The following is a 25603-nucleotide window of genomic DNA, read 5'->3' on the forward strand; positions in this document are numbered from 1 at the left end:
TCAGGCGGAGGGTGCCGCGGCGATCTTCGCCAGCGCATCGGCGATCGACTGGCTGTCTTCCGGCCGCACCAGCTTCGCGACTTCCTTGCCATCGCGCATGAACACCAGCGTGGGCCAGAGCCGCACGTTGAACGAGCGGCCCAGCGGGCGGCCGCTGCCGTCCTCGACCTTGATGCGCGGGATCTCGGGGTACTTGGCGAAGGCCTCGGCGATGTTCGGTTGCGCGGCCTTGCAGATGCCGCACCAGTTGGTGCCGAACTCGACCACGGCGGGGCCGGTGCGTGCGTCGATCTCGGCGCGGTCGGGTTGTTCTGTCTTGTATTCGGAGGTCATGGGCTGGGGTTCCTTCGTTCCTGCGAATGGAGGGGAGACGGTGCCAACCATTCCACCAGAAACTCAGGCCGCTTGCAGGCGATAACCCGAAAGCAACGCGGGCAGTTCGGTCATGTCGCTGAACACCTTCACCGCGCCCGCGCTCAGCAGCGGACCGGGACCGCTGTGGCCCGATTCACCCGTGCTGTAGCCGAACACCGTCGCACCCGCGGCCACGCCGGCCATCGCGCCGGTGACCGTGTCCTCGACGATGGCGCAGCGCTTGGGGTCGACGCCCAGCGCTTCGGCGGCGGCGAGGTACACGTCGGGATGCGGCTTGGAGCGCGGCATTTCGTGGCCGCTGAAGATGCGCCCTTCGAAGCAGTCGAGCAGGCCGACCTTGGCCAGCTGCAGCTCGACCTTGTGGCGGTCGGCGCCCGAGGCACAGGCGATGCGGCCCTTGAGTGCCGCGTGGATTTCGCGGACTGCGGCGACGGCATGGGGGATGGCCTGCAGGTCGCGGTCGAGGGCTTCGTTGCGGCGAGCCCGGAAGGTCTTCAGCCACTCGGGCGTGATGACGAAACCGGTCTTCGATTCGATGAGGGCGGCTTCGTCCTTCACGGCCTTGCCGGTGAAGGTGTTCATCGCTTCCTCGGTGGTGAGGTGCCAGCCGAGCTCGCCGAGCATGTCGGCGAGCACACGGTTGGTGATGGGTTCGGAGTCGACTAGGACGCCGTCGCAGTCGAAGAGGACTGCGGCGAAGGGGAATGGGGTCATATGGTTGTTCGTTGACTTGCTTGCTTGGGACGATGGTAGCAACTGGGGGTTTCTTTTTCTCGGGGCCGGGTCTCGGCCCGGCGGCCGACTTACTTTCTTTTGCTTCGCCAAAAGAACGTAAGCAAAGAAAAGGCGACCCTGCTGTCTGCGTCCCTACGCTTCGCTTCGGGCAACCTGCGGTGCTCACGTTCCGCGGGGTCTCGCCCAAACTCGCTTCGCTCAAACAAGGGCGAGCCCTGATCCGCGAAACGCTCCGCTCCTCGGCGCATACAGAGAAGGGCTTTGGGGACCAGCAGGCCATCGCTGCGCTCGGCCAGCTCACGGGCCTTCGCTTCGCTCGGCTTGGGTTGGTTCCATCTACGACGACGAGCCTCTGCTCCGCTGAGTTCGGATTGGCTCCCTCTCCCTCTGGGAGAGGGTTGGGGTGAGGGCCGGCAGAAACACCGCCTCGCCGGCACGAAGGCCGATGCCCTCACCCCCGCCCTCTCCCCAAGGGGAGAGGGGGCAAGTCCAGCCGTCGAGTGAGGCAACGACCCGACCGAATCGAGGCCGAGCGAAGCAAAGGCCCGATTGCAAGCCGAGCAAAGCGATGGCCCGTGTTGTCTCCACCCCCTCTGGCTGCGCCGAGGAGCGCAGCGTTTCGCGGATCAGAGCTCGCAGCTGTTTGAGCGAAGCGAGTTCTGCGAGACCCCGCGAAACGCGAGCACCGCAGGTTGCCCGTAGCGAAGCGAAGGGTCGCAGACAGCGGGGTCGCCTTTTCTTTGGCTACTTTCTTTTGGCGAAGCAAAAGAAAGTAGCTCGCCCGCCGGGGCGAGACCCGGCCTCGGAAAAAAACCTCAAGACACAGCTCGAATAGGTATGTAGATCTCCCCACCCCCAGCCATAAACTCCTTCGACTTCTCCTCCATCCCCTCAGCCATGGCTTGGGCCTCCGCCACGCCCTTCTTCGCCGCGTACTCCCGCACTTCCTGCGTAATCTTCATAGAGCAGAACTTCGGCCCACACATCGAGCAGAAGTGCGCCACCTTGCTCGAGTCCTTCGGCAGCGTCTCGTCATGGAATTCACGCGCGGTGTCGGGATCGAGCCCGAGGTTGAACTGGTCCTGCCAGCGAAACTCGAATCGCGCCTTGCTCAACGCATCGTCACGCGAGCGCGCCCCCGGATGTCCCTTCGCAACGTCCGCAGCATGCGCAGCAATCTTGTAAGCAATGATCCCCTGCTTCACGTCATCGCGATCCGGCAACCCCAGGTGCTCCTTGGGCGTCACGTAGCACAGCATCGCAGTCCCGGCCCAGCCGATCATCGCCGCGCCGATGGCGCTGGAGATGTGGTCATACCCCGGTGCGATGTCGATCGTCAGCGGCCCGAGCGTATAGAACGGCGCCTCGTGGCAGTGCTTGAGTTGCTCGTCCATGTTGGCCTGGATCATGTGCATCGGCACATGGCCCGGGCCTTCGATCATGGTCTGCACGTCGTGCTTCCACGCGATCTTGGTGAGCTCGCCCAGCGTGCGCAGCTCGGCGAACTGCGCTTCGTCATTCGCATCGGCACCCGAGCCCGGACGCAGGCCATCGCCCAGCGAGAAGCTCACGTCGTACGCCTTCATGATGTCGCAGATGTCCTCGAAGCGCTCGTAGAGAAAGCTCTCCTTGTGGTGCGCGATGCACCACTTGGCCATGATCGAGCCGCCACGCGAGACGATGCCCGTCATGCGGTCGGCCGTGAGGTGAATGAACGGCAGCCGCACGCCCGCGTGGATGGTGAAGTAGTCGATGCCCTGCTCGGCCTGCTCGATCAGCGTGTCGCGGAAGATCTCCCAGGTCAGGTCCTCGGCCACGCCGCCCACCTTCTCCAACGCCTGGTAGATCGGCACCGTGCCGATGGGCACCGGCGAGTTGCGCACGATCCAGTCGCGCGTGGTGTGGATGTTCTTGCCGGTCGACAGGTCCATCACGTTGTCGGCGCCCCAGCGGATCGCCCACACGAGTTTTTCGACCTCTTCCTCGATGCTCGAGGTCACGGCCGAGTTGCCGATGTTGGCGTTGATCTTCACCTTGAAGTTGCGGCCGATGGCCATCGGCTCGACTTCAGGATGGTTGATGTTGGCAGGGATGATCGCGCGGCCGCGCGCCACCTCGTCGCGCACGAACTCGGGCGTGATGATGCGCGGGATGCTTGCGCCCATCGGGTTGCCTGCCACGCGCTTGGCACGCTCCTCGTTGGCGAGGTATTCGGCCATCCACTCGCGCTTGCCGTTCTCGCGCAGGGCTACGTACTCCATCTCGGGCGTGACGATGCCGCGGCGTGCGTAGTGCATCTGCGTGACGTTGGCGCCCGATTTCGCGCGGCGCGGCGTGCGCTGCAGCGCCGAGGCGGCGGCGCGCAGTTCGGCCAGACGCAGGGCGTCGTGGTCGTGCGCGTGTTTCAGGCCTTCATCGAGCGCCTGGTGCGAACGGCCTTCGTAGCTCTCGGTGTCGTTGCGCTCGGCGATCCACGCATCGCGCACGCTGGGCAGGCCGCGGCGCACGTCGATGTCGACCTTGGCATCGGTGTACGGGCCCGAGGTGTCGTAGAGCGAGACGGTCTCGCCATTCGTCAGCAGCACGTCGCGCACCGGCACGTTCAGATCGGGCCGGCTGCCCGGGATCAGGCACTTGTGGGACGCGGGAAAGGGCTCGCGCGTGAGCGAGAGCAGGGAAGTGAACTTATCGGGGGCATTCATCGGGGCACTCCTTGTTGAGGGAAAGGGTGCTCCGCAATCGCTCGGTGGACTTGGGGCCGTCACGGAAGGTGGGTGACGGGACCTCGGTCAGGGAGTGCAGCTCTTCTTACGCCGGTATGACCCGGATCAAGTTCGCGGGTCGGCAGCTTTGCCATCTCAGCACACCACGTGTGTGCACCCCGGAGCGAGGCCGATTGTGCGAGCCCCGGCCCGGCGCGTCAACCCGCGTCACCCCGCCAGTCAGAGGCTGAGAAGCAATTCGGCGTGACCGAGCAGCCCCCGCAAAGGGCCCCAATCAAGGCGCAAAGCGCAGCCATAGCTCGGGCTATGGCGAGCATTTGCAACGCAGAGTGGGACCCTTTGCGGGGGATGAGCGGTCATGTCGGATTGCTTCTCAGCCTCTCAGGCCAGGGGCTGCTGCAGGTCGCCGTCGAGGTAGTACCAGCGGTCGCCTTCTCTCACGAAGCGGCTGCGCTCGTGCAGGCGGGTAGCGGTGCCCGTGCTGCTGCGCTGGCGCGCGACGAATTCGACCTCGGCATGGTCGGCATCGAGCACCGAGCGCGAGCGGATGTCCAGCCCCAGCCACTTGATGCCCGGCTCGAACTCGATCGACGCCGGCCGCTTCGACACGTACCAGGTGGCGAGCAGGTACTCGGCGCGTTCCAGCACGAAGGCCGAATAGCGCGAGCGCATCAGCGATTCGGCGTCGGGGGCGGGCGTGTTCTCGAAATCGTCGAGGTAGCGGCCACAGCACAGGGCGTAGCCGATGGGCTTGTCGCGGCGGTCGGTACGGCCGCAGGGGCAAGGTCCGGTGGTGGGATCGATGGCGCTCATGAAGACCGCTATTGGAACACCTCGCGAGGATCCCTCCGATGGGGCAACCCCGGAGCCAGCCGAAGCTACCCCACGCGGCTCGCGGCAATCGCGTCCTGCAGCGCCCGCGCATCGGCCGGCTTGTAGATCAGCGCATAGCCCGCGCGCTCGACCTCCACCCGGTTGGCATGGGCGGTTTCGCCGGTCAGAATGACCACGTTGCGCGCCTTGCCGACCGCCTGCAGCGCCTGCGCGGCAGCCAGCCCCGAGAGGCCGCTGCCCAGCCGCAGGTCGCTCAGCATCAGGTCGAACACGCCGCCATGCTGCAGCGCCTCGCGCGGGTTGGCGGCCAGCGCCACCTCGTGGCCCCAGCCGCACAGCAGCGAGCGCATCGCCTCGCGCACGGGCTGCTCGTCGTCGAGCACCAGGATGCGGATCGCGGAGGTGGTCCGGCCGGACCCAACCGGCTCGGCCGGCACCTCGGTCTCCGGCACCTTCGGCGGCGCGGGCGCCTCTTCCAGCACCAGCGAAAAAGTACTGCCGCGCGCGGGCGCGGAGCGCACCTCGATGCGCGAACCCATCACCTGCGCCATGCCGGCCACCAGCGACAGGCCCAGCCCGAGGCCGCGGCTGCGGTCGCGGCCCGGGTTGTCGACCTGGAAGAACTCCTCGAACACATGCTCCCGGTGCTGCGCCTCGATGCCCATGCCCGAGTCGCGCACCTCGATGCGCCAGGCGGGCACGCCGTCCGCCGGGCGCTGCACCCGCCGCGCGAGCACGAAGACCGTGCCCACAGGCGTGTACTTGATGGCGTTGTCGATCAGATTGCCCAGCACGCGCGCGAGCATGCGCGCATCGGCCCGCACCACCGCCTCGGTCGGGCGGATGCGCAGCGCGAGCCCCTTGGCATCGGCCAGCGCGGCGAAACGCCCCTGGAGCGATTCGAAGATCGGATCGAGGTACAGCGGCTCCAGCCGCACCGGGGTCACACCGCCGTCGAGCTGCGCGATGTCGAGCAGCGCGTCGATGGAGCCGCGCAGCGCATCGACGCTGTCGCGCATGAAACGCAGGTTGTCGGCGCTGGGCGCGGTGCGCGTGTCGAGCGCGTCGACAAAAATCGCCAGCGCATGCATCGGCTGGCGCAGGTCATGGTTGGCGGCCGCGAAGATGCGCGCGCGCTGCGCCGCGAGCTGCGCCACGTGGTCGAGCTGGCGCGCGAGCGCATCGGCCAGGCGTGCCTTCTCGAAGCCGGTTTCGATGGCGCTCACGATCAGCCGGTTCTGCTTGCGCGCGTAGTAGAGCGCAGCGAACATCTGCGAGACCACGAGGCAGCCCATGATGAGCGTCACGCTGCCCGGCTCGACCACCAGCCTGAGCGCCATGCCCAGGAACATCGGCACGCTGAAGCACACCGCCGCGAGCCACCACTGGGCCAGCGCCGCGATCACGACGCTCGAAACCCCGCTGACGAAAAAGTACATCAGCAGGATCAGCGTCAGGTCGGCGTGCGGAAAGAAGAGCCACGGCGCAAGCCCCCAGATCAGCCCCGGCACCAGCATGCGCAGCTCCAGCCGCCGGCGCGTCTGCACCGCAGTGGCGACATCGATGCCGGCCGGATCGATGCGGCGCAGGTGCCGGTGCCGCTGCCACTGCGAGGTGTGCACCAGCACGCCCCAGACCAGCGCGCCCAGGTTGTGGGTGAGTACGAGAAAAGTAATCCAGAAGATGGCGGCGACGGTGGCCGCCATCAGCGGGGTGTCGAAGGTGTCGACCACATAGGCCCGCGCAAGGCTCTGGTCGACCAGCGGATTGGCATTCGGCGACTCGACCCAGTAGCCGCGGATGCGCTGCAGGATGCCCCCTGGAAAGGGCCTGCGGACGGGGGTGGACGAAGGGGCGCGCATGGACGGAAACCGGGCCATGATTCTGCGCGCATTGCACGGCGCCGGGCTGCGCCCACCGGGACATCCACCCTTGGCGCGGCGCTTGCTAAACGTTAGCCTTACTTCGGCACACGACACGAGAGCGAGGCGGCGATGTACCTGACAGGCTCCGAACAGCAGGCACTGCGCGGCGTTTTCACGCTGCTGGCGCAGGAGCGCGGCGAAAGCGACATCCGCGAACACCTGGGCTGGGCGCTGCTCGACCTGCTGCATGCGGACCAGTTCGCCTCCTTCGTGTGGAACGCCGAGAGCGGCCGCTTCGACAGCCGCGTGGCGCTCAACATGGACCCGGCCAACCTCGACCGCTACGGCGAATGGCACCAGCACCACGACCCGATCACCTTCGTGCTGCAGTCGCACCGCCGCGCCACCCGCGTGACCGACGTGATGCCGCAGTGCGAGTTGATGCGCACCGAGTTCTTCACCGACTTTCTCTCGCGCGACGGGCTGCACTGGGGCATGAACCTGCACGCCTTCGAAGGAAGCCGCGCGCTGGGTGACCTGCGCATCTGGCGGCGCAAGGGGCGTGGCGATTTCGGCGACCACGAGAAGGGGCTGCTCGACCTGATCGAGCCCGCGTTCATCGGCGCGCTGCAGCGTGCGCAGCGCACGGCGGCCGCGGTGCCGATGCCTGCCAGGACTTCATGGATTGCCTTGAGCGCACGCGAGCAGGAAGTCGCACGCGCCGTGTGCGAAGGCCTGACCGACAAGGAAATCGCGCGGCGCATGGCGGTGAGCGTGCCGACGGTGCGCACCTATCTGCGGCGCATCTTCGACAAGCTCGGCATCGAGCGGCGATCGGCGCTGGCCGGCCTCGACAAGCGCTGACACTGTGGTGCGCCCTACTTCGCCTTGGGCGCGGGCAGGCGGCCCAGCACGCCCTCCACCGCGAGACCGACGGCGAGCAGCTTGCGGTCGCTGCCGGCTGGCCCGTCGAGCTCCAGCCCGATGGGCAAGCCGCTGGTCGCACCAAGGCCCGAAGGCAGTTGCACACCCGGAATGCCGGCGTTGCTGCCGGGGTCGGTGTTCTGGATCAGCACGCCGAAGTTCTCGGGGCTGCTGGCTTCGGGCGCAGCAGCCAGGGCCACGCGCGGCACCGTCGGGAACACGAGCGCATCGAGCGTGTTCTTCGCGAAGGTGTCGCGATAGAGCTTCTGCAACGCGGGCCGCGCGATGCGCATCGCGTTGTCGTAGGCCGGCTTCGCATCGACCGTGCCGTTCGGCGCGGGGAGCTTTCGCGGGATCACGAAGGCCTCGAAGGTGCCCTTGACGTCGGGGCTCGCGATGCCGGCAGTGAGTTGCGCGATGTCGATGCCGGTGCGGTACTTCGCAAGGTAGGCCACCATGTCGTCGTGCGCTTCGTACAGCGCGAGCGGGAAGCCGATGGCGCCGTTGAGCTCCATGAGCTTCGGCATCTCCACATCCACCAGCGTGACGCCCGCAGCGCGCAGCTTGGCCAGCGCGGCATCGGTGGCGGCGCGCGTGTCCGCATCGAGGTTCGCATAGAAAGCCGGCACCACGCCGAGCCGCACGCGCTTCAAGTCAGCGGGCTTGAGCGGCGCACCGCCCGCGATCACGCGGTCGAGCAGCGCGACATCGGCCATCGACTGCGCCATCGGGCCCGCGGTGTCGCGGGTGTGCGAGATCGGCGCGATGCCCTGCTGCGAATAGCGCCCCATGCTCGGACGCAGCGATGCGCAGCCGTTGAACGCGCACGGAATGCGCACCGAGCCGCCCGTGTCGGTGCCCAGCGCTGCCGGCGCCATGCGCGCACCGAGTGCTGCGCCATTGCCCGACGACGACCCGCCCGCGATGCGGCTCGCGTCGTAGGCGTTGCGCACGCCGACCTCGGGACCGGTCTGGAACGCGGGGTTGTAGCCCGTGACGCCGAAGGCCAGCTCGTGCATGTTCGTCTTGCCGAGGATGACCGCGCCGGCCGCGCGCAGCTTCGCGACCACGGGCGCATCGGCGGCGGGCACGAAGCCCTTGAGCGCGGGCGAGCCGGCCGTGGCGGGCAGACCCTGCACCTGGATGTTGTCCTTGATGACCACCGGCAGGCCGGCCAGCGGCTTGCAGGCGCCGCCGCGCTTTCGCTGCGCATCGGCGGCGCGCGCGGCCTTCAGTGCGCCGGCCTCGTCGAGCGTGACGAAGGCATTGAGGTTCGCCCTCATCTTGGCCTGCGCGAGGTAGGCCGAGACCAACTGCTCGCTGGTCACCGTGCCGGCGCAGAGCTGCTGCACGGCATCGCTCGCGGTCAGCGTGGTGATGTCCACGGCGACGAGCTGCTGCACTTGTGCGGATGCACCGAGGCACAACAGCGCCGCGGTGAAGGAAACGGGTTTGGAAATGGACATGGCAAGGACCTCCGACGAAGAGGTCTCCATGCTGCGCCGTCGGCGTTGTCCTGTCTGTCATCGAAACCGATGACAAGGGACGAAAGCTCCACTGAAACATCACCGCGCGGGCAGCGCGCCAGGGGTCAAGGGCGCTTCAACTCGGGATAGATCGTCATCAGCTGCATGGCCACGCCGTTGGTCCAGCCGAAGCCGTCCTGCAGGACGTACTCGCCGCCGCCGGCCTCGCCGCTGTTGTCGATCACGTTGTATTTCTCGACCAGCTTGCCGCTGCTGCCATAGACCTGCTGCACCTTGCCCATCCAGCGCGTCGCGATGTCGTGCGCGAGCGCATGCTGGCGATAGCGCCGGAGACCGTCCACCGCGACCCATTGCAGCGGCGCCCAGCCGTTGGGCGCATCCCATTGCTGATCGGTCGGGATCGGCGTCGTCACAAGGCCATACGGCTTGAGCAGTTGCTTGCTCGTCCAGTCGGCCACGCGCGTCGCCTGCGCCGGCTCCGCGAGGCCGACGAACAGCGGGTACAGCATGGCGGCACCCGGACGGCCGGTGGGTTGCGGCCTGATCCACTGGTAGTCCACGTAATAACCGCCGGCTTCGTTCCACAAATACTTCTGCACTGCCAGACGGCGGCGTTCGGCCCGTTGCGTGAAATCGCTGCTGCAGGCGGCGTCCTGCACGCGCTCGCAGCCCAGGCGGATCGCGTTTTCCAAACCGTACAGCAGGCTGTTCAGGTCGACGGGCACGATCGCGGTGGTCTCGATGGTGGCCAGCGTCTTGCCGTCGGCGAACCAGCGGCTGCTGAAGTCCCATCCGCTCTCCGCGGCGGCGCGCACGTCGCGATAGACCTCCGCGGCGGGGCGGCTGCTCTTCTTCGCCAGCGCGACATCTTCCGCATACGACTCGTCGCGCGGCACGGCGCGATCGTCGTAGTAGCGGTTCAGCACACTGCCATCGGCCAGCGCCACCACCCGGCGGTGCGCGGTGCCGGGCTTGAGGCCGTTCGCGCCCTCCATCCAGAACGCGTATTCGCGCTGGAGTTGCGGCAGGTAGCGCGCATAGGCGCCGGCTTCGTCCTGCGTGGACAGCAAGCCGACCATCTTGAAATAGAAAGGCGGCTGCGAGCGGCTCAGGTAGTAGCTGCGATTGCCGTTCGGGATGTGGCCGTAGCGGTCGATCAGGCTGGCGAAATTGCCGACCATGTCGCGTATCGCGCGCGGCTCGCCGTTCTGCAGCAGGCCCAGCATGGTGAAGTACGAGTCCCAGTAGTACACCTCGCGAAAGCGCCCGCCCGGCACTACATAGGGTCCGGGCAAGGGCAGCAGCGAGGAACCGGCAGCTGGCTTCTGCGGCTGCTGCGTCAGGTGCGGCCAGAGACTCGCGATGTGTTGCGTGAGCGACTGCGAACGATCGCTGACGTAGGCGTCGCCGTTGTCCTGCGGCAGATTGAAATGCTGCCGCACGAAGCCGGACAGATCGAAACCGGGGCGGTCCTTTTCGCGCTTGTACTGCGCGGCGACGGCGGCGGGCGAACCTTTGGGTACAGCATCGACGAAAGTCTTACCGTCCTTGAAGACCTGCCCCAACTGCACAGCGGCGAACAGCTCCGGATACAGCGCGGAAGGCGGCGCCGGGTATGCCGCAGCGGGCCTGGAGGCGACGAGTACTTCGGCATTCGCGGGCGCGTTGAACGCACCGAATGCCAGGCTGGCTGCCACTGCGGCAGCCGCAACGATCGAGAAGCGCGGGCGACGATGCGGCGTAACCGCGAATGCCTGAGTCATGTCAGTCTCCCCTTTGTTGGTTGGCGGAAACTCTACATGACGGGTGACGATCGGCGATCGTCACCCTGTCGCCCGGCGGGGCTTCAAGCCAGGGCGCGTTGGATCAGCAGTTTCTGGATGTCCGATGTGCCTTCGTAGATCTGGCACACGCGCACGTCGCGATAGATGCGCTCGAGCGGAAAGTCGTTCACGTAGCCGTAACCGCCCAGCGTCTGGATCGCGGCACTGCACACGCGCTCGGCCATCTCGCTTGCGAAGAGCTTGGCCATCGCCGCTTCCTTCAGGCACGGCAGGCCCGCATCGCGCAGGCTCGCTGCATGCCAGATCAACTGGCGCGCGGCTTCGAGCTGTGTCGCGCATTCGGCGAGGCGAAAACCCACGGCCTGCTGGTCGAAGATCGAGCCGCCAAAAGCCTGGCGCTCCTTCGCATAGGCCAGTGCCACGTCGAACGCGCTGCGCGCCATGCCCACGCTCTGCGCGGCGATGCCGATGCGCCCGCCTTCGAGTGCGCCGAGCGCGATCTTGTAGCCCTCGCCTTCAGCGCCGATGAGGTTCTCCGCCGGAATGCGGCAGCCGTCGAAGTTGATCTGCGCGGTGTCGCTGCTGTGCTGGCCGAGCTTGTCTTCCAGCCGCGCCACGGCGTAGCCGGGTGCGTCGGTGGGCACGATGAACGCGCTCATGCCGCGCTTGCCCGCGCCCTTGTCGGTGACCGCGATGACGATGGCGACCTGGCCGTTCTTGCCGCTGGTGATGAACTGCTTCACGCCGTCGATCACATAGCCGTCGGCGTCCTTGCGCGCGGTGGTGCGCAGACTCGATGCATCGCTGCCGGCCTGCGGCTCGGTGAGGCAGAAGGCGCCGAGCATCTGCCCTTGCGCGAGCGGCTCGAGCCATTTCTTCTTCTGCTGCGCGTTGCCGTAGCGCATGAGGATCGCGTTGACCGGGCAGTTGGTCACGCTGATCGCGGTGCTGGTGCCGCCGTCGCCGGCCGCGATTTCTTCCAGCACCAGCGCGAGCGTGAGGTAGTCGAGGCCGGCGCCGCCATGCTCTTCGGGTACGCAGATGCCGTAAGCGCCCAGCGCCGCGAGGCCCTGGTGCGCCTCTTTCGGGAAGCTGTGTTCACGGTCCCACTTGGGGGCATGGGGCCAAAGTTCGGCTTGCGAGAAATCGCGCACCGCGTCGCGGATGGCTTCCTGGTCGGCACTGAGCAGCATGGTGTGTCTCCTTCTTCTTTCTTCTTCGTGCTTACTTGCCCGAGCCCAGGTCCATGATCAGGCGCGCTGCCATGTACAGGCGGCGCGGGATCGCGCTGATGTCCACGTACTCGGCCTTGTCGCTGTGATAGCCGAAGCCCGGCAAGCCCAGGCTCTCGATCACCGGCTTGCCCGAGAGCGCGGCATAGGCCGCATCGGTGCCGCCGCCCGTGCGCTCTTCCACGCCGAGGTTGCCGCCGGCTTCCTTGTAGAAGGCCACGGCCTTGTCGACCAGCTTCTTGCCGCCCTCGCCCGCGTTGAAGGCCGGGCGGCCGCGCGTGACCAGCACCTTGACGTCGGCTTCGGGCAGCTTCTTCTGCTGCGCCTTTTCTTCGAGCGTCTTCATCGCGGCCTCGAAGTCTTCGTTGCGTGCATAGCGCACGTCGGCATTCAGCGTGGCGCTGGCCGGGATGATGTTCGACACGTTGCCGGCCTTGGCGATGGTCCAGTTGAAGCGCAGGTTCTTCGACTTGTCGTCGATGCTCATCGTGCGCAGCACCAGGTCCGACGCCTCGACCAATGCGTTGACGCCCAGCTCGGGCGCGGCGCCCGCGTGCGAGGCCTTGCCGGTGATGTTGACCTGCACGTAGGCAATGCCCGAGGTGCCGAGCGAGAGCTTCTCGTCGCCCGCGCTGGTGGGCTCGAACGAAAGCACGTAGTCGGCGAGCTTGGCTTCTTCCTGGATGAGGTCGCGCGAGCCGAAGGAGCCTTTTTCCTCGTCGGTGTTGAAGAGCACGGTGATGGTGCCGTAGTCGCGCACGCCGTAGTCCTTCAGCAACTTGAGCGTGTGCAGGATGACCGCGTTGCCGCCCTTGTCGTCGGCGATGCCGGGGCCATAGGCCTTGTCGCCTTCGATCTTGAACGGCGCCTTGGCGAGCGTGCCCTTCAGGTACACGGTGTCCATGTGCGAGAGCAGCAACAGGTTCTTGCCGCCGCGGCCCTTGATCTTGCCGATGATGTTGTCGCCGACCACGATGCCGGCCGACTTGCTGCGCGTGACGGTGAAGCCCAGCGTCTTGAGTTCGCCTTCGAGGTAGGTACCGGCGGCGGCAATGCCTTCGGCGTCACCCGTGCCGGTCTCGATATTGACGAGTTTTTCCAGCGTCTTGATGACGGCGGGCTGCTCGTCGGTCGCGGCCTGGAACAGCACGTTGTCGCGCTTCTGCGCCCAGCTGGCGGCAGGTGCCAGGAAGGCGGCTGCCAGCAAGGCGGCAACGGCGGTGCGGGGGATGGATAGGTGCATGAAATCTCCTGCCTTACAACAATTCGAGTGCCACGGCGGTGCCTTCGCCGCCGCCGATGCACAGCGTCGCCACGCCGCGCTTCTTGCCGCGTGCCTTCAACGCATGGATCAGCGTGACCATGATGCGCGCGCCGCTCGCGCCGATCGGGTGACCCAGCGCGCACGCGCCGCCGTTCACGTTGACGATGTCGTGCGACACGTCGAGTTCGTGCATCAGCGCCATCGGCACCACGGCGAAGGCCTCGTTCACTTCCCAGAGGTCCACGTCCTTCACGGTCCAGCCGGTCTTCTTGAACAGCTTGGCGACTGCGCCCACCGGAGCGGTGGAGAACCACTCGGGCTCCTGCGCATGCGTGGCGTGGCCGACGATGCGCGCGATGGGCTTGGCGCCGATCTTCTTCGCGTGCGACTCGGTCATCATCACCAGCGCGGCGGCGCCGTCGTTGATCGACGAGCTCGAGGCGGCGGTGATGGTGCCGTTCTCTTTCTTGAACGCGGGCTTGAGCGTGGGGATCTTGTCGAGCTTGACCTTGCCCGGGCCTTCGTCGATGGAGATCACGGTATCGCCGCCGCGGCCCTTCACGGTCACGGGCACGATCTCGTCCTTGAACGCACCCGATTCGGTCGCGGCCTTGGCGCGCTGCACGCTCGCGATCGCGAAGGCGTCCTGCTGCTCGCGGGTGAACTTGTACTTGGCCGCGCAGTCCTCGCCGAAGGTGCCCATCGAGCGGCCCGGCTGGTAGGCGTCTTCCAGGCCGTCGAGCATCATGTGGTCATAGATCTTGTCGTGGCCCATGCGGTAGCCACCGCGGCCCTTGAGCATGAGGTAAGGCGCGTTGGTCATGCTCTCCATGCCGCCCGCGACGATCACATCGTGCGTGCCGGCCAGCAGCAGGTCATGCGCGAGCATCGCGGCCTTCATGGCCGAGCCGCACATCTTGCTGAGCGTGACCGCGCCCGCGCTGTCGGGCAGGCCGCCCTTGTAGGCCGCCTGGCGCGCCGGGGCCTGGCCCTGGCCGGCCATGAGGCAGTTGCCGAACAGCACTTCGCCCACGCTCTCGGGCGCGATGCCGGCGCGCTCGACGGCGGCCTTGATGGCGGCGCCGCCGAGGTCGTGCGCGGAGAGGGAAGAAAAGTCGCCCTGAAAGCCACCCATGGGGGTGCGGGCGGCGCCGACGATGACGATGGATTCGGACATGAGGGTCTCCTTCTTGAATGCGAATGTGAATGTAAAAGTGAAACGGTCGACTGCGGCCTTGGCCACCGCCGGTCAGAAATGGGTCGCGTGCCCCTCGTGCTGGAAGCGCTGCGATTCTTCGTACGGGAACACATCGAGCATCTGCCCCGCCTGGATGCGTTCCTTGTGGTGCTGCCAGAAGGCAGCGTCGAGCAGGTCGGCGTGGTGCGCCATGAAGGCGGCGCGCACATCCTTGTTGCCGAGCAGGAAGGGCTCGAAGGTCTCGGGGAACACGTCCTTCGGGCCCACCGAGTACCAGACCTCGCCGCTCATCTCGTCTTCCTCGTTGCGCGGCTCGGGGACCTTCCGGAATTTGCAGTCGGTGATGTATTCGATCTCGTCGTAGTCGTAGAACACCACCTTGCCCCCACGCGTGACGCCGAAGTTCTTCCACAGCATGTCGCCGGGGAAGATGTTGGCGGCGACCATGTCCTTGATGGCATTGCCGTACTCGATCACCGCGTGCTCCAGCTGGTCCTTTGCGCGCTTCGCATGAGCCGGGCTCTCGGGGTCGGCCAGCGTGTCGAAGGCTTCCTGCAGGTAGATGTTCAGCGGGATCATGCGGCGCTCGATGTAGACGTGCTTGACCACGACCTCCATCTCCCCGTTGCCGTCGCGGTCGCCAATTTCGAGCTGGCTGGGCGCGAACTTCTGGATCTCCTCGATCAGCTCGGGCTCGAAACGATCGAGCGGAAAACCCACGTCGCTGTACTCCAGCGTGTCGGCCATGCGGCCCACGCGGTCGTGCTGTTTCACGAGCATGTATTTGCCCTTGATCTGCTCGCGCGTGGTGTCCTTCTGCGGCGGATAGAAGTCCTTGATGACCTTGAACACGAACGGGAACGACGGCAGGTCGAACACCAGCATGACCATGCCCTTGATGCCGGGCGCGATGCGAAAGCGGTCGCTCGAATAGTTCAGGTGCGAAAGAAAGTCGCGATAGAAAAGCGTCTTGCCCTGCTTGGCGAGGCCGAGCGCGTTGTAGATTTCTGCACGCGGCTTGCGCGGCATCAGCGAGCGCAAGAACTGCACCCAGGCCGAGGGCACTTCCATGTCGACCATGAAGTAGGCGCGTGCAAAGCTGAAGAGCATCTGCAGGTCGTCTTCGCCGAAGAGTGCCGCATCGACATAGAACTTGCCGGTGCTGTCGTGCAGGATCGGCAGCGAGAACGGGATCTCGGTGAAGCCGTTCATGATCTTGCCGACCACGTAGGCGCCCTTGTTCCGGAAGAAGAGGCCCGAGAGCACCTGCAGCTGGAAGTTGGCGCGCAGCTTGACCTGGTGAAAGCGGTTCAGGATCACGTGCGCCACGCGCTCGGCATCGCGGCGCTTGTTGGCATAGCTGCCCTGCAGCGCGAAGTCGTCGAGCATCTGCACGAGCGTGTCGGCCAGCGTGTCGTGCGCGGGGTAGTACGGGCGATAGGTCGGTGCGCCACGCGGCTCGATGTACTCGGTGCTGATCGCGGGGCGAACGAAGATGAAGTCGTTCTGGAAGTAGGCGCGATGCAGGATCTTGGTGGTCACCGAGTTGAAGAAACTCTCCGCCAGCTCGGGCTGGTGGTGGTCCACCAAAAGGCCGATGAAATGCAGCTTGACCTGGTGCCACACCTCCATCGGCTGGTCGCCGGCCTTGAACTCTTTCTCGAGCCGGGCCACGGCCTCGTTCACGCGCAAATCGTAGAACTCGATGCGCTCGCGCTGCGCCCGCTGCTGGCCGTGCCAGTCGGCGGTCTCGAAACGGTGCTTGGCGCGCGCCGATTCGGCGCGGAACAACCGGTAGTGCCGGTTGAACCCATCGATCATCGCCTTGGCGATGTCGTAGGCCAGCGGTGAATCGAGGCGCTGCGGGAACATGGCAGGCGGATGGATGGCGGCCCCGGGGCGCTCAGGCGGCGGGGTCGGCCTTGCCGTCGGCCGCCGGTGCTTCCAGCTGCTGCGCCGCCTGCGGCTTCGACTGCTGGGTCACTTCGCCGGGCTTGCTCCACTTGTAGCGGATGCGTTGCACGGCGGCCTTGTATACCGTGTCGAGCGGCTTGGCGCCATCGACATTGAGGCCCAGGTCCTGCAGAAGGCCGTCGTGCACACCGAAGATCCAGCCGTGGATGTTGACCTTCTGGCCGCGGCTCCATGCATCGACCATCACAGTGCTCACGGCCACGTTGACCACCTGTTCGGCCACGTTGAGGTCGCACAGTGCATCGACGCGCGCTTCCTCGGGCAGGCTCTCGAGCAGGGCGTGGTGGCGGTCGCGCACATCCTGGATGTGGCGGATCCAGTTGTCGGCCAGACCGATGCGCGTACCGCTGAGCGCCGCCTTGACGCCACCGCAGCCGTAGTGGCCGACCACCATGATGTGCTCGACCTTCAGGTGCTCGACTGCGTACTGAATCGCCGAGAGCGCATTGAGGTCGGAGTGCACCACGATGTTGGCGACGTTGCGGTGCACGAACACCTCACCGGGTTCGAGGCCGGTGATCTGGTTGGCAGGCACGCGGCTGTCGGAGCAGCCGATCCACATGTAGCGCGGCGTCTGCTGCTTGATCAGGCTGGTAAAGAAGCCGGGCCGGTCGCGTTCCATTTGTGCAGACCAGGCACGGTTGTGGGCGAACAGGTCTTCGAGGTTGTTGTCGGACATAGAGCGTGATTGTCGATGAGTCGTGGCCGGTCAGGACGCCCGGGGGGACTTGGCCGCCTTCTTGGCTTTCGCCAGCGTGGCGCGGCCCTTTTTCTCGTGTGCGCGCACTTCCGCCAGGTTGGCCTGCAGTTCGGCCAACTGCGCCTCGAGCTGGGCACGGTGCGCGCCCAGCACGCCGAGAAACTTCTGCAGCTGCGGCACGGTGTCCTGCGGGCTGTCGTACATGTCCAGGATGTCCTTGGCCTCCGTGAGGCTCAGGCCCAGGCGCTTGGCGCGCAGGGTGAGCGTGAGCCGTGCCCGGTCGCGTGCGCTGTACACGCGCTGCAGGCCGGCCCGCTCGGGCGTGAGCAGGCCCATGTCCTCGTAGAAGCGGATCGCCCGCGTCGTGAGGTCGAACTCCTTCGCGAGCTCGCTGATGGTGAAGGTTGGCGTGGACATGCGGGATGAAAGAACGTTCCGGAAAACGCCATGAGGGGTGTTATGGGGGCGACAGCAGGTTTTTGCCGCGCTCCCTACAATGGTGCCACCCACACATGACGTTTACGTAAACGTCAATCTTACATGAACCTCCTCGAACGCGAACTCCACTACACCCTGGGCGACACGTTGCCCGGGCCCGGCGAAGCCCTGGAAGTCGCGCCGGGCGTGCGCTGGATCCGCATGCGGCTGCCCTTTGCGCTGGACCACATCAACCTCTGGCTGCTGCGCGACACGATCGACGGCGTCGAGGGCTGGACGGTGGTCGACTGCTGCATCTCGCACGACGAAGCGCGCAAGCAATGGGAGCAGATCTTCGAGACGCAGTTGGAGGGCCTGCCGATCCTGCGCGTGATCGTCACCCACATGCACCCCGACCACATCGGCCTGGCCGATTGGCTCTGCAAACGCTGGAATGCGCCCCTCTGGATCAGCGCCACCGACTACCACGTGGCCCGCGTGCTGAGCACTGCCGGCGACACGCTCGCGGGCGGCGATGCGGCGGCGGACTTCTTCGCTTCGCACGGCATGACCGACCCGGTGGGCATCGCCAAGATCCGCGCGCGCACCAACTACTACGCGAACATGGTGCCCTCGGTGCCCGACCGGTACGTGCGCATGATGGACGGCGACATCGTGACCATCGGCGGGCGTGACTGGCGCTGCATCAGCGGCTACGGCCATGCACCCGAGCACATCGCGCTGTACTGCGACGAACAGAAACTGCTCTTGGGCGGCGACATGATGCTGCCGCGCATCTCGACCAACGTGAGCGTGCATGCGGGCGAGCCCGAGGCCAATTCGCTGCGGCTCTTCCTGGACAGCATCGACAAGTTCAAGACGCTGCCGGCCGACACGGTGGGCCTGCCCTCGCACGGCAAGCCGTTCACCGGCATTCATCGCCGCGTCGACCAGCTGCAGGAGCATCACCGCGACCGGCTGGCAGAGTTGCTCGAAGCCTGCACGGCGCGCGCGCTCACGGCGGCCGAGGGCCTGCCGATCCTCTTCAAGCGCGAACTCGACCTGCACCAGATCACCTTCGCGATGGGCGAGACGGTGGCGCACCTGCACCTCCTGTGGTTCTCGGGTCAGGTCAAGCGGGAGCTGGGCAAGGACGGCGTCTACCGCTTCGGCCCTCGAAGCTAGGGATTTAGACTCGGCGGATGGACACACTGGCCGAGCTGCGCGCGGGTCGGCTGGCAGGCGCCACCAGGCTCGATCTCTCGTGCGGACTCACCGAGTTCCCGCGCGAGATCTTCGACCTTGCCGATTCGCTCGAAACACTGAATCTCTCCGGGAATGCGCTCGATGCGCTGCCCGATGACCTGGGTCGCCTGCACAAGCTGCGGGTGCTGTTCTGCTCCGACAACCGATTCACGACGCTGCCCGAATCCATCGGCGCATGCCATGGCATCGACATCGTCGGCTTCAAGGCCAACCGCATCGCGCGCGTGCCGGCCTCTTCACTGCCTGCCTCGCTGCGCTGGCTGATCCTCACGGACAACCAGATCGGGGAGCTCCCCGACACGCTCGGTCACTGCACGCGGATGCAAAAGCTGATGCTGGCGGGCAATCGGCTGAGTCGGCTGCCCGATTCGATGGCTGCGCTGCAGCGGCTCGAGCTGCTGCGCATCTCCGCGAACCGCTTCGAGGCGCTGCCTGAATGGCTGCTCTCCTTGCCACGCCTCTCGTGGCTTGCGGCCGCTGGCAATCCGTTCGATACGCAGGCCGAAGACGCGGCCATCACGGCGCAATCGGTGCCGCATGTCGATTGGCGCGATCTCACGCTCGGCAAGAAGCTCGGTGAAGGCGCATCAGGCTTGATCCATCAGGCCACGCTGGGGCCATCGCAGCAGGACGTCGCGGTCAAGCTATTCAAAGGCGCGGTCACCAGCGACGGTTGGCCGCACAGCGAGATGGCCGCCTGCATCGCGGCGGGCATGCACCCCACGCTGATCGCCGCGCAGAGCCGGATCGATGGCCACCCCGATGGCACAGAGGGCCTCGTGATGCCGCTGGTGCCGCCCTCCTTCCGCACGCTGGCGGGGCCACCGAGCCTCGCTTCGTGCACACGCGACATCTATGCGGACGATGCGCAATGGACGGCCGATGTCGCGCTGCGTATCGCAAGCGACATCGCCTCAGCCATGCAGCACCTGCACGCACGCGGCATCCTCCACGGCGATCTCTACGCGCACAACATTCTGTGGAATGCGCAGGGCGGCGGCCGGCTCGGCGACTTCGGCGCGGGGTGGATGACCGGATCGCTCGATGCCCACGAAGCCACGGCCCTGCAGCGCCTGGAAATGCGTGCCTTCGGCTGCCTGCTCGAAGAGCTGCTCGACCGCTGCAGCGATGGGCAGCCCGCCGCCATGTCCGCGCTGAAGGATCGCTGCATGCATTCCGACGTCGCCGCGCGCCCGTCGTTCGACGAGGCGCTGCGCGTGCTGCAACAGGAAGCCGCATCGTGAGCCGCCCCCGCCAGACGCCGCCGCTGCCCACGCGCGACGGCGTCGGCCCGAGTTGCGTCGGCCTGCCGTACGGGCCCTGGCCCACAATCGCCGAGTTCCTGATCGAGCGCTTTCCGGCGATCACGCGCGACGCATGGCTGGAACGCATCGTGGCCGGCGACGTGATCGACGAGCACCGCATGCCCGTCACCCTCGAGCGCCGCTACGAGTCGCCGCTGCGCGTTTATTACTACCGCACACTCGACGACGAAGTACACATCCCCTTCGAGGAGCAGGTGCTGTTCCAGGACGACGAGCTTGTCGTGGCCGACAAGCCCCCGTTCCTCCCCGTCACGCCGACCGGCAAGTATCTGCAGGAAAGCCTGCTCGTGCGACTCAAGCGCAAGCTGAACATCGACGACCTCGTGCCGCTGCACCGCATCGACCGAAGCACTTCGGGCCTCGTGCTGTTCTCGGTGCGCCACGAAACGCGCGGTGCCTACCAGCAGATGTTTCCGGAGCGCCGCATCGCCAAGCACTACGAGGCGGTGGTGCCGTGGCAGGAGGGCGCCTCGTCGGTGCCCGACATCTACCGCAGCCGCCTCGTCGACGACGAGCACTTCATGCGCATGCGCGAAGAGCCGGGCGAGCCCAACTCCGAGACGCGCATCGAGGTGCAAGAGGTGCGCGGCCATCGCGCGCTGCTGCGGCTCTCGCCCGTCACCGGCCGCAAACACCAGCTGCGCGTGCATTGCCTCGCGCTCGGCATGCCGATCGAGAACGACCCGATCTACCCCGTGCTGCTGCCCGAAAACACCGACGATTTCGACAAGCCGCTTCAGCTGCTGGCCAAGTCGGTCGCCTTCCAGGACCCGGTCACCGGCAACCTGCGCAGCTTCACCAGCCCCCGGAGCCTGTCGCTGGCACCAAGGTGACGCGGCGCGGGCACGCTCCGCACTAAGCTCGTTTCCTGAAGTTCTTTCAATTCAGGAGACACCCGCACCATGGACACCACCCAACTCTTCTCACTGAAGGGCCGCACCGCCTTGATCACCGGCGGCTCGCGCGGCATCGGCCGCATGATCGCCGAGGGCTTTCTGGCCCAGGGCGCGCGCGTGTACATCTCGGCGCGCAAGGCCGCCGCCTGCGACCAGACCGCCAAGGAGCTCTCGGCCTTCGGCCACTGCGTCTCGCTGCCGGCGGATGTGTCCACGGTCGAAGGTGCGCAGGCGCTGGTCGATGCCTATGCGAAGCATGAAGGCTCGCTCGACATCCTCGTCAACAACGCCGGTGCCGCCTGGGGCGCGCCGTACGCCGAGTTCCCCGAGAGCGGCTGGGACAAGGTGGTCGACCTGAACCTGAAGACGCCCTTCTTCCTGACCCAGGCCCTCACGCCGATGCTCAAGAAGGCCGCGACCGATCACCTCTCGAAGGTGATCAACATCGCCTCGATCGACGGCATTTCGGTGAACCCGCAGGAAACGTATTCGTATGCGGCCAGCAAGGCCGGCCTGATTCAGCTCACGCGCCGCATGGCGCTGCGCCTTGCGCAAGACCGCATCGTGGTGAGCGCGATCGCACCGGGCGCGTTCGCCTCCGACATGAACAAGGATGCGCGCGACCACGGCGACGAGGTCAAGGGCCGCATTCCCGCAGGCCGCATCGGCACGCCGGAAGACATGGCCGGCGCCGCGATCTACCTCGCCTCGCGCGCGGGCGACTACGTGATGGGCTCCACGCTCGTCGTCGACGGCGGCGTGACGCACGCACGCTGAGCGCCTGAAGCTTGCGGAAATAAAAAGCCGTTCGGGCTGAGCCTGTCGAAGCGCCGCGCGAGGCTTCGACAAGTTCAGCCCGAACGGCCGTGGCTCTTGCGGGGTCAGTGGTTGTCGCGCGGCACGCCGAAGGTGGCGTGGATCTTCTGGTACTTGATCGCCGGCTTGAGCACCATGCCCTCGGAAAGCTCATCGACCACCGCGCGCTGGATCTCCTGCCACGGCGTCTGGCTCGGCGGGTATGCATAACCACCGGCGGCCTCGAGCTTCTGGCGGCGCTGGGCCAGCTCTTCGTCGGACACCAGCATGTTGGCCGTGCGCTTCTTCAGGTCGATGCGTACGCGGTCGCCGGTCTTCAGCAATGCCAGTGCGCCGCCCGTCGCAGCCTCGGGCGAAGCATTCAGGATCGATGGCGAGCCTGACGTACCCGACTGCCGCCCATCGCCGATGCAAGGCAGCGCGGTGACGCCCTTCTTCAGCAAATAGGCCGGTGCGCGCATGTTCACGACCTCGGCCGCGCCGGGGTAGCCGACCGGCCCGACGCCGCGCATGAACAGGATGCTGTGCGCATCGATCTTCATCTTCGGGTCGTCGATGCGGCGGTGGTAGTCCTCGGGGCCGTCGAACACGACGGCCGTGCCTTCGAAGGCCATCGGGTCGGCGGGGTTCTCCAGGTAGCGGTTGTGGAACTCGGGCGTGATCACGCTGGTCTTCATGATCGCGGAGTCGAACAGGTTGCCGCTGAAATCGAGGAAGCCGGCGTTCTTCATCATCGGCTTGGCGTACGGGAAGATCACCTTCCGGTCTTCGGTGAAGCGGCCTTCGCAGTTCTCGATGATCGTCTTGCCGTTGACGGTGAGCGCGGGCTGGATCTTGCCCTTGGCGATCAGCTCGGCCACCACCGCCGGCACGCCGCCTGCGCGGTAATAGTCCTCGCCGAGGTACTCGCCTGCGGGCTGCAGGTTGACCAGCAGCGGGATCTTGTAGCCGTGCTTCTCCCAGTCGCCGGTGGTCAGCGGCACGCCTATGTGGCGCGCGATGGCGTTCAGGTGAATGGGCGCATTGGTCGAGCCGCCGATGGCCGAGTTCACGACGATCGCGTTCTCGAAGGCGGCGCGCGTCAGGATGTCCGAGGGCTTGAGGTTCTCGCGCACCATCTCGACGATGCGCTTGCCGGTCATGTAGGCCATCTCCTGGCGGTCGCGGTAAGGCGCGGGAATGGCGGCGCTGCCGGGCAGCGTCATGCCGAGCGCCTCGGCCAGCGAGTTCATCGTGGAGGCCGTGCCCATGGTGTTGCAGTGGCCGGTCGATGGCGCCGAAGACGCCACGAGCTTCAGGAAGCCGGTCTCGTCGATCTCGCCCGCGGCCAGCAGCTCGCGCGCCTTCCAGACGATGGTGCCCGAGCCCGTGCGCTCGCCCTTGTACCAGCCGTTGAGCATCGGCCCGGAGTTGAGCGCAATGGCCGGGATGTCGACCGTGGCGGCAGCCATCAGCTGCGCCGGCGTGGTCTTGTCGCAGCCGGTGGTCAGCACGACGCCGTCGAGCGGGTAGCCATAAAGAATTTCGACCAGCGAGAGGTACTGCAGGTTGCGGTCCAGCGATGCGGTCGGGCGCTTGCAGGTCTCCTGGATCGGATGGATCGGAAACTCGAACGCGATGCCGCCCGCATCGCGGATGCCCTCGCGCACGCGCTCGGCCAGCACCAGGTGGTGGCGGTTGCAGGGCGCGATGTCGGAGCCCGTCTGTGCGATGCCGATGATCGGGCGGCCCGATTGCAGCTCATCGAGGCCGAGTCCGAAGTTCATGGTGCGCTCGATGTAGAGCGCCGTCATGTCGGTGTTGGCCGGGTTGTTGAACCACTCCTGCGAGCGCAGCTTGAGCGCACCCGAGGTTTTCTTCGAGGCGTTGCTCTTCGACTTGGTTGTGGACGTAGGCGTGGGGCTTTTCTTCTTGCTCATCAGGACATTCCCTTCAAGGTTTCTGCCGCATTCGGAAGCGCGGCGCAATCGGCGATGTATTGGCGAATGATGTCTGCGAAATTCTCGTGCGGATGCAGGCCGAGCCGCGCGGCACGCTCGGCCGTGGCGCCGGCGGGCCAGTTGGCCACGATGCCGGCGATGCGCTCGTCGCGCTCGAAGCGCACCAGCGCGCGCACCTTCGGGCCGGCCACTTCCTCGAGCGCATCGAGCATGTCGCTCACGCGCACGTTGAGCGCCGGCAGGTTGAGCGCGGCGCGCCCGCCGAAGGCCTCGCGGCTGGCTTCGTAGACGGCGATGAGGCCGTCGACCGTGCGCGCCGGCGAGGTCATCGGATGCGATACGTCGGGCGACACCGGGCAGACCGATTCCACGCCCGCCAGCGGCTCGCGGATGATGCCGCTGAAGAACGACGAGGCGGCGCCGTTCGGGCGGCCCGGCCGCACGGTGACGGTCATCAGCCGCGCGGCGCGGCCGTCGATGTAGCCCTTGCGCGTGTAGTCGGAGATGAGGTGCTCGCAGACCAGCTTCTGCGTGCCGTAGGAGGTCTGCGGCAGCGGCAGCGTGTCGTCGGCCACCAGCTTGGGCAGCGGCACCGAGGGGTCGAGCCCGAACACCGCGACCGAGCTGGAGAACACCAACCTCGCCACCTTGCCGCCCGCGCCGACGTTGGCTCGCAGCGCATCGAGCAGCGCGCGCGTGCTGTCGAGGTTGGAGCGCAGGCCGAGTTCGAAGTCGGCCTCGCATTCGCCCGACACGGCCGAGGCGAGATGGAACACGCCGTCGAAGGCTTCCGTCCTCAGCGCCTCGGTCTGCGCGAGCAGCGGGCCGGTGCGGGCCTCGACGCGCGCATCGGCCAGCAGGTCGACCGGCGGCGGCGCGATGTCGGTCAGCACGAGCCGCTCGATGCGCTGGCCGGCCAGCGTGCCGCGCGCGAGCAGCGCACGCGCAAGTCGGGAGCCGACGAAGCCGCCGCCTCCGGTGATCAACAGTTTCATGGGGTGTCCCTCTTCGTTCTCTGGGTTCGCTTGGTTGTGGGTTTCTCGGGAATGGTCGGCGCGGCGGCGCGCACGGCCCGCGCCGCCGCACGCCGGCGCTGCCCGGTGATGACTCCGCCCTCGACGAGCCGCTGCTCGCCGCGGATCAGGTGTTGTGTCGCGTGATGGCGCGCAGCCACGGGATCGCGCGCCGCGATGGCTTCGACGATGGCGCGGTGCTCGTTCTGCACCGCTTCCATGAAGTCGAGCCGGCGCGCCTCGTTGCCGCGCGTGATGCGCATGCCTTCGCGCAGGTACTGTTCGAGAAAGCCGAGCAGCAGGCGGAACTGCGGGTTGCCGGTGGCCTCGCCGATCACGCGGTGAAAGGCCAGGTCTTCGGCCACGCCGTCCTGCCCTGCCGCCGCTGCTGCGTCGATGGCCTTCAGTGCGCGCCGCAGCGCCGCGATCTGGCTGCGCGTTGCGCGCTTGGCGGCGAGCGCGGCGATCTCGCCTTCGAGCACGCGGCGCACCTCGACCACATCGACGACGGATTGCACCGACTCCAGCACGGCCGGATCGAAGGCGAGCGGACGGTTCAGCGGCGCCTGCGCCACGAAGCAGCCGAGGCCCTGCCGCGAAGTGACCAGCGCCTGCGACTTGAGTTGATGCACCGCCTCGCGTACCACGGTGCGCGAGACGCCGTGCGAGGCCGCGAGTTGCTGTTCGGTAGGGAGCCGATCGCCGGGTCGCAGCGCGCCCGTTTCTATCTGCGCAGCCAGCCGCGAAGCGAGCCGGTCGGACAGGCGGTCAGTGACCAGAGGAAAGGATTCTGAGAGGGCGGTGGCCTGCACGGCAGCGGAAAAGTGGAGCACGG

General features: G+C 66.7%; 21 protein-coding genes and 1 riboswitch. Of the genes, 5 read left to right on the forward strand and 16 right to left on the reverse strand.

Going from position 1 to position 25603, the window contains the following annotated elements; translation table 11 throughout:
- From NU688_RS31900 to NU688_RS31920, 5 genes are all read right to left on the reverse strand, one after another.
- Complete coding sequence (locus NU688_RS31900) at positions 1-333, reverse strand: thioredoxin family protein (RefSeq protein ID WP_257864901.1); 333 nt, start codon at positions 331-333, stop codon at positions 1-3.
- A 63-nt stretch (positions 334-396) separates the two neighbouring features.
- On the reverse strand, positions 397-1089 hold the full coding sequence (locus NU688_RS31905; RefSeq protein WP_257864902.1) for an HAD family phosphatase: 693 nt from the start codon (positions 1087-1089) through the stop codon (positions 397-399).
- Positions 1090-1925: 836 nt separating this feature from the next.
- Entirely contained in the window at positions 1926-3812 is a 1887-nt protein-coding gene (gene thiC, locus NU688_RS31910; RefSeq protein ID WP_257864903.1) for a phosphomethylpyrimidine synthase ThiC, read from the reverse strand.
- A gap of 86 nt (positions 3813-3898) precedes the next feature.
- A riboswitch (TPP riboswitch) is annotated at positions 3899-4004 on the reverse strand.
- Between the two features lie 210 nt (positions 4005-4214).
- Complete coding sequence (locus NU688_RS31915; protein ID WP_257864904.1) at positions 4215-4646, reverse strand: YchJ family protein; 432 nt, start codon at positions 4644-4646, stop codon at positions 4215-4217.
- A gap of 65 nt (positions 4647-4711) precedes the next feature.
- A complete protein-coding gene (locus NU688_RS31920) occupies positions 4712-6529 on the reverse strand; it encodes an ATP-binding protein (RefSeq protein ID WP_257864905.1) in 1818 nt (605 codons plus the stop codon).
- A 132-nt stretch (positions 6530-6661) separates the two neighbouring features.
- Here NU688_RS31920 and NU688_RS31925 point away from each other — a divergent pair, with 132 nt between their 5' ends.
- Positions 6662-7396 carry a LuxR C-terminal-related transcriptional regulator gene (locus NU688_RS31925; protein WP_257864906.1) on the forward strand — a complete coding sequence of 245 codons (735 nt, stop codon included), beginning with the start codon at positions 6662-6664 and terminating at the stop codon, positions 7394-7396.
- Positions 7397-7410: 14 nt separating this feature from the next.
- Here NU688_RS31925 and iaaH read toward each other — a convergent pair whose 3' ends face one another.
- From iaaH to NU688_RS31965, 8 genes are all read right to left on the reverse strand, one after another.
- Positions 7411-8922 (reverse strand): indoleacetamide hydrolase, encoded by a 1512-nt coding sequence (gene iaaH, locus NU688_RS31930; RefSeq protein ID WP_257864907.1) that lies wholly within the window; start codon positions 8920-8922, stop codon positions 7411-7413.
- Between the two features lie 125 nt (positions 8923-9047).
- Positions 9048-10706, reverse strand: a complete 1659-nt coding sequence (gene treF, locus NU688_RS31935; protein ID WP_257864908.1) for an alpha,alpha-trehalase TreF — start codon at positions 10704-10706, stop codon at positions 9048-9050.
- A gap of 83 nt (positions 10707-10789) precedes the next feature.
- Positions 10790-11920 (reverse strand): acyl-CoA dehydrogenase family protein, encoded by a 1131-nt coding sequence (locus NU688_RS31940; protein WP_257864910.1) that lies wholly within the window; start codon positions 11918-11920, stop codon positions 10790-10792.
- A gap of 31 nt (positions 11921-11951) precedes the next feature.
- Positions 11952-13202: a M20 family metallopeptidase gene (locus NU688_RS31945; RefSeq protein ID WP_257864912.1), complete on the reverse strand. Its 1251-nt coding sequence runs from the start codon at positions 13200-13202 to the stop codon at positions 11952-11954.
- 13 nt (positions 13203-13215) lie between these two features.
- Positions 13216-14400 (reverse strand): acetyl-CoA C-acyltransferase, encoded by a 1185-nt coding sequence (locus NU688_RS31950; protein WP_257864914.1) that lies wholly within the window; start codon positions 14398-14400, stop codon positions 13216-13218.
- Positions 14401-14472: 72 nt separating this feature from the next.
- Positions 14473-16293, reverse strand: coding sequence for a bifunctional isocitrate dehydrogenase kinase/phosphatase (gene aceK / locus NU688_RS31955; RefSeq protein WP_257864916.1), 1821 nt, complete (start codon positions 16291-16293; stop codon positions 14473-14475).
- A gap of 31 nt (positions 16294-16324) precedes the next feature.
- On the reverse strand, positions 16325-17074 hold the full coding sequence (can, locus tag NU688_RS31960) for a carbonate dehydratase (RefSeq protein ID WP_257864918.1): 750 nt from the start codon (positions 17072-17074) through the stop codon (positions 16325-16327).
- A gap of 30 nt (positions 17075-17104) precedes the next feature.
- The gene (locus NU688_RS31965; protein WP_257864920.1) at positions 17105-17512 is read right to left on the reverse strand and encodes a MerR family DNA-binding transcriptional regulator; all 408 of its coding nucleotides are present in this window, start codon (positions 17510-17512) and stop codon (positions 17105-17107) included.
- A gap of 123 nt (positions 17513-17635) precedes the next feature.
- Here NU688_RS31965 and NU688_RS31970 point away from each other — a divergent pair, with 123 nt between their 5' ends.
- The 4 genes from NU688_RS31970 to NU688_RS31985 all read left to right on the forward strand — a co-directional run bounded on the left by NU688_RS31970 (position 17636) and on the right by NU688_RS31985 (position 21776).
- Positions 17636-18697 (forward strand): MBL fold metallo-hydrolase, encoded by a 1062-nt coding sequence (locus NU688_RS31970; protein WP_257864921.1) that lies wholly within the window; start codon positions 17636-17638, stop codon positions 18695-18697.
- A 17-nt stretch (positions 18698-18714) separates the two neighbouring features.
- A complete protein-coding gene (locus NU688_RS31975) occupies positions 18715-20022 on the forward strand; it encodes a leucine-rich repeat-containing protein kinase family protein (RefSeq protein WP_257864923.1) in 1308 nt (435 codons plus the stop codon).
- Positions 20019-20936, forward strand: coding sequence for a pseudouridine synthase (locus tag NU688_RS31980; protein WP_257864925.1), 918 nt, complete (start codon positions 20019-20021; stop codon positions 20934-20936). Before NU688_RS31975 ends, NU688_RS31980 begins: the two co-directional genes overlap by 4 nt.
- A gap of 69 nt (positions 20937-21005) precedes the next feature.
- Positions 21006-21776, forward strand: a complete 771-nt coding sequence (locus NU688_RS31985) for an SDR family oxidoreductase (protein ID WP_257864927.1) — start codon at positions 21006-21008, stop codon at positions 21774-21776.
- Positions 21777-21880: 104 nt separating this feature from the next.
- On the opposite strand, the gene NU688_RS31990 is transcribed toward NU688_RS31985, so the two are convergent.
- From NU688_RS31990 to NU688_RS32000, 3 genes are read right to left on the reverse strand one after another with little or no spacing between them, the layout of a single operon-like run.
- Positions 21881-23734 (reverse strand): IlvD/Edd family dehydratase, encoded by a 1854-nt coding sequence (locus NU688_RS31990; protein WP_257864929.1) that lies wholly within the window; start codon positions 23732-23734, stop codon positions 21881-21883.
- Positions 23734-24750 (reverse strand): D-erythronate dehydrogenase, encoded by a 1017-nt coding sequence (denD, locus tag NU688_RS31995; protein ID WP_257864930.1) that lies wholly within the window; start codon positions 24748-24750, stop codon positions 23734-23736. Before denD ends, NU688_RS31990 begins: the two co-directional genes overlap by 1 nt.
- The gene (locus NU688_RS32000) at positions 24747-25601 is read right to left on the reverse strand and encodes a FadR/GntR family transcriptional regulator (RefSeq protein ID WP_257864931.1); all 855 of its coding nucleotides are present in this window, start codon (positions 25599-25601) and stop codon (positions 24747-24749) included. The genes denD and NU688_RS32000 overlap by 4 nt, the downstream gene beginning before the upstream one ends.
- Between the last annotated feature and the right edge of the window lie 2 nt (positions 25602-25603).

Origin of the sequence: Variovorax sp. ZS18.2.2, assembly GCF_024701975.1 — a bacterium.
Lineage (GTDB): Bacteria > Pseudomonadota > Gammaproteobacteria > Burkholderiales > Burkholderiaceae_C > Variovorax.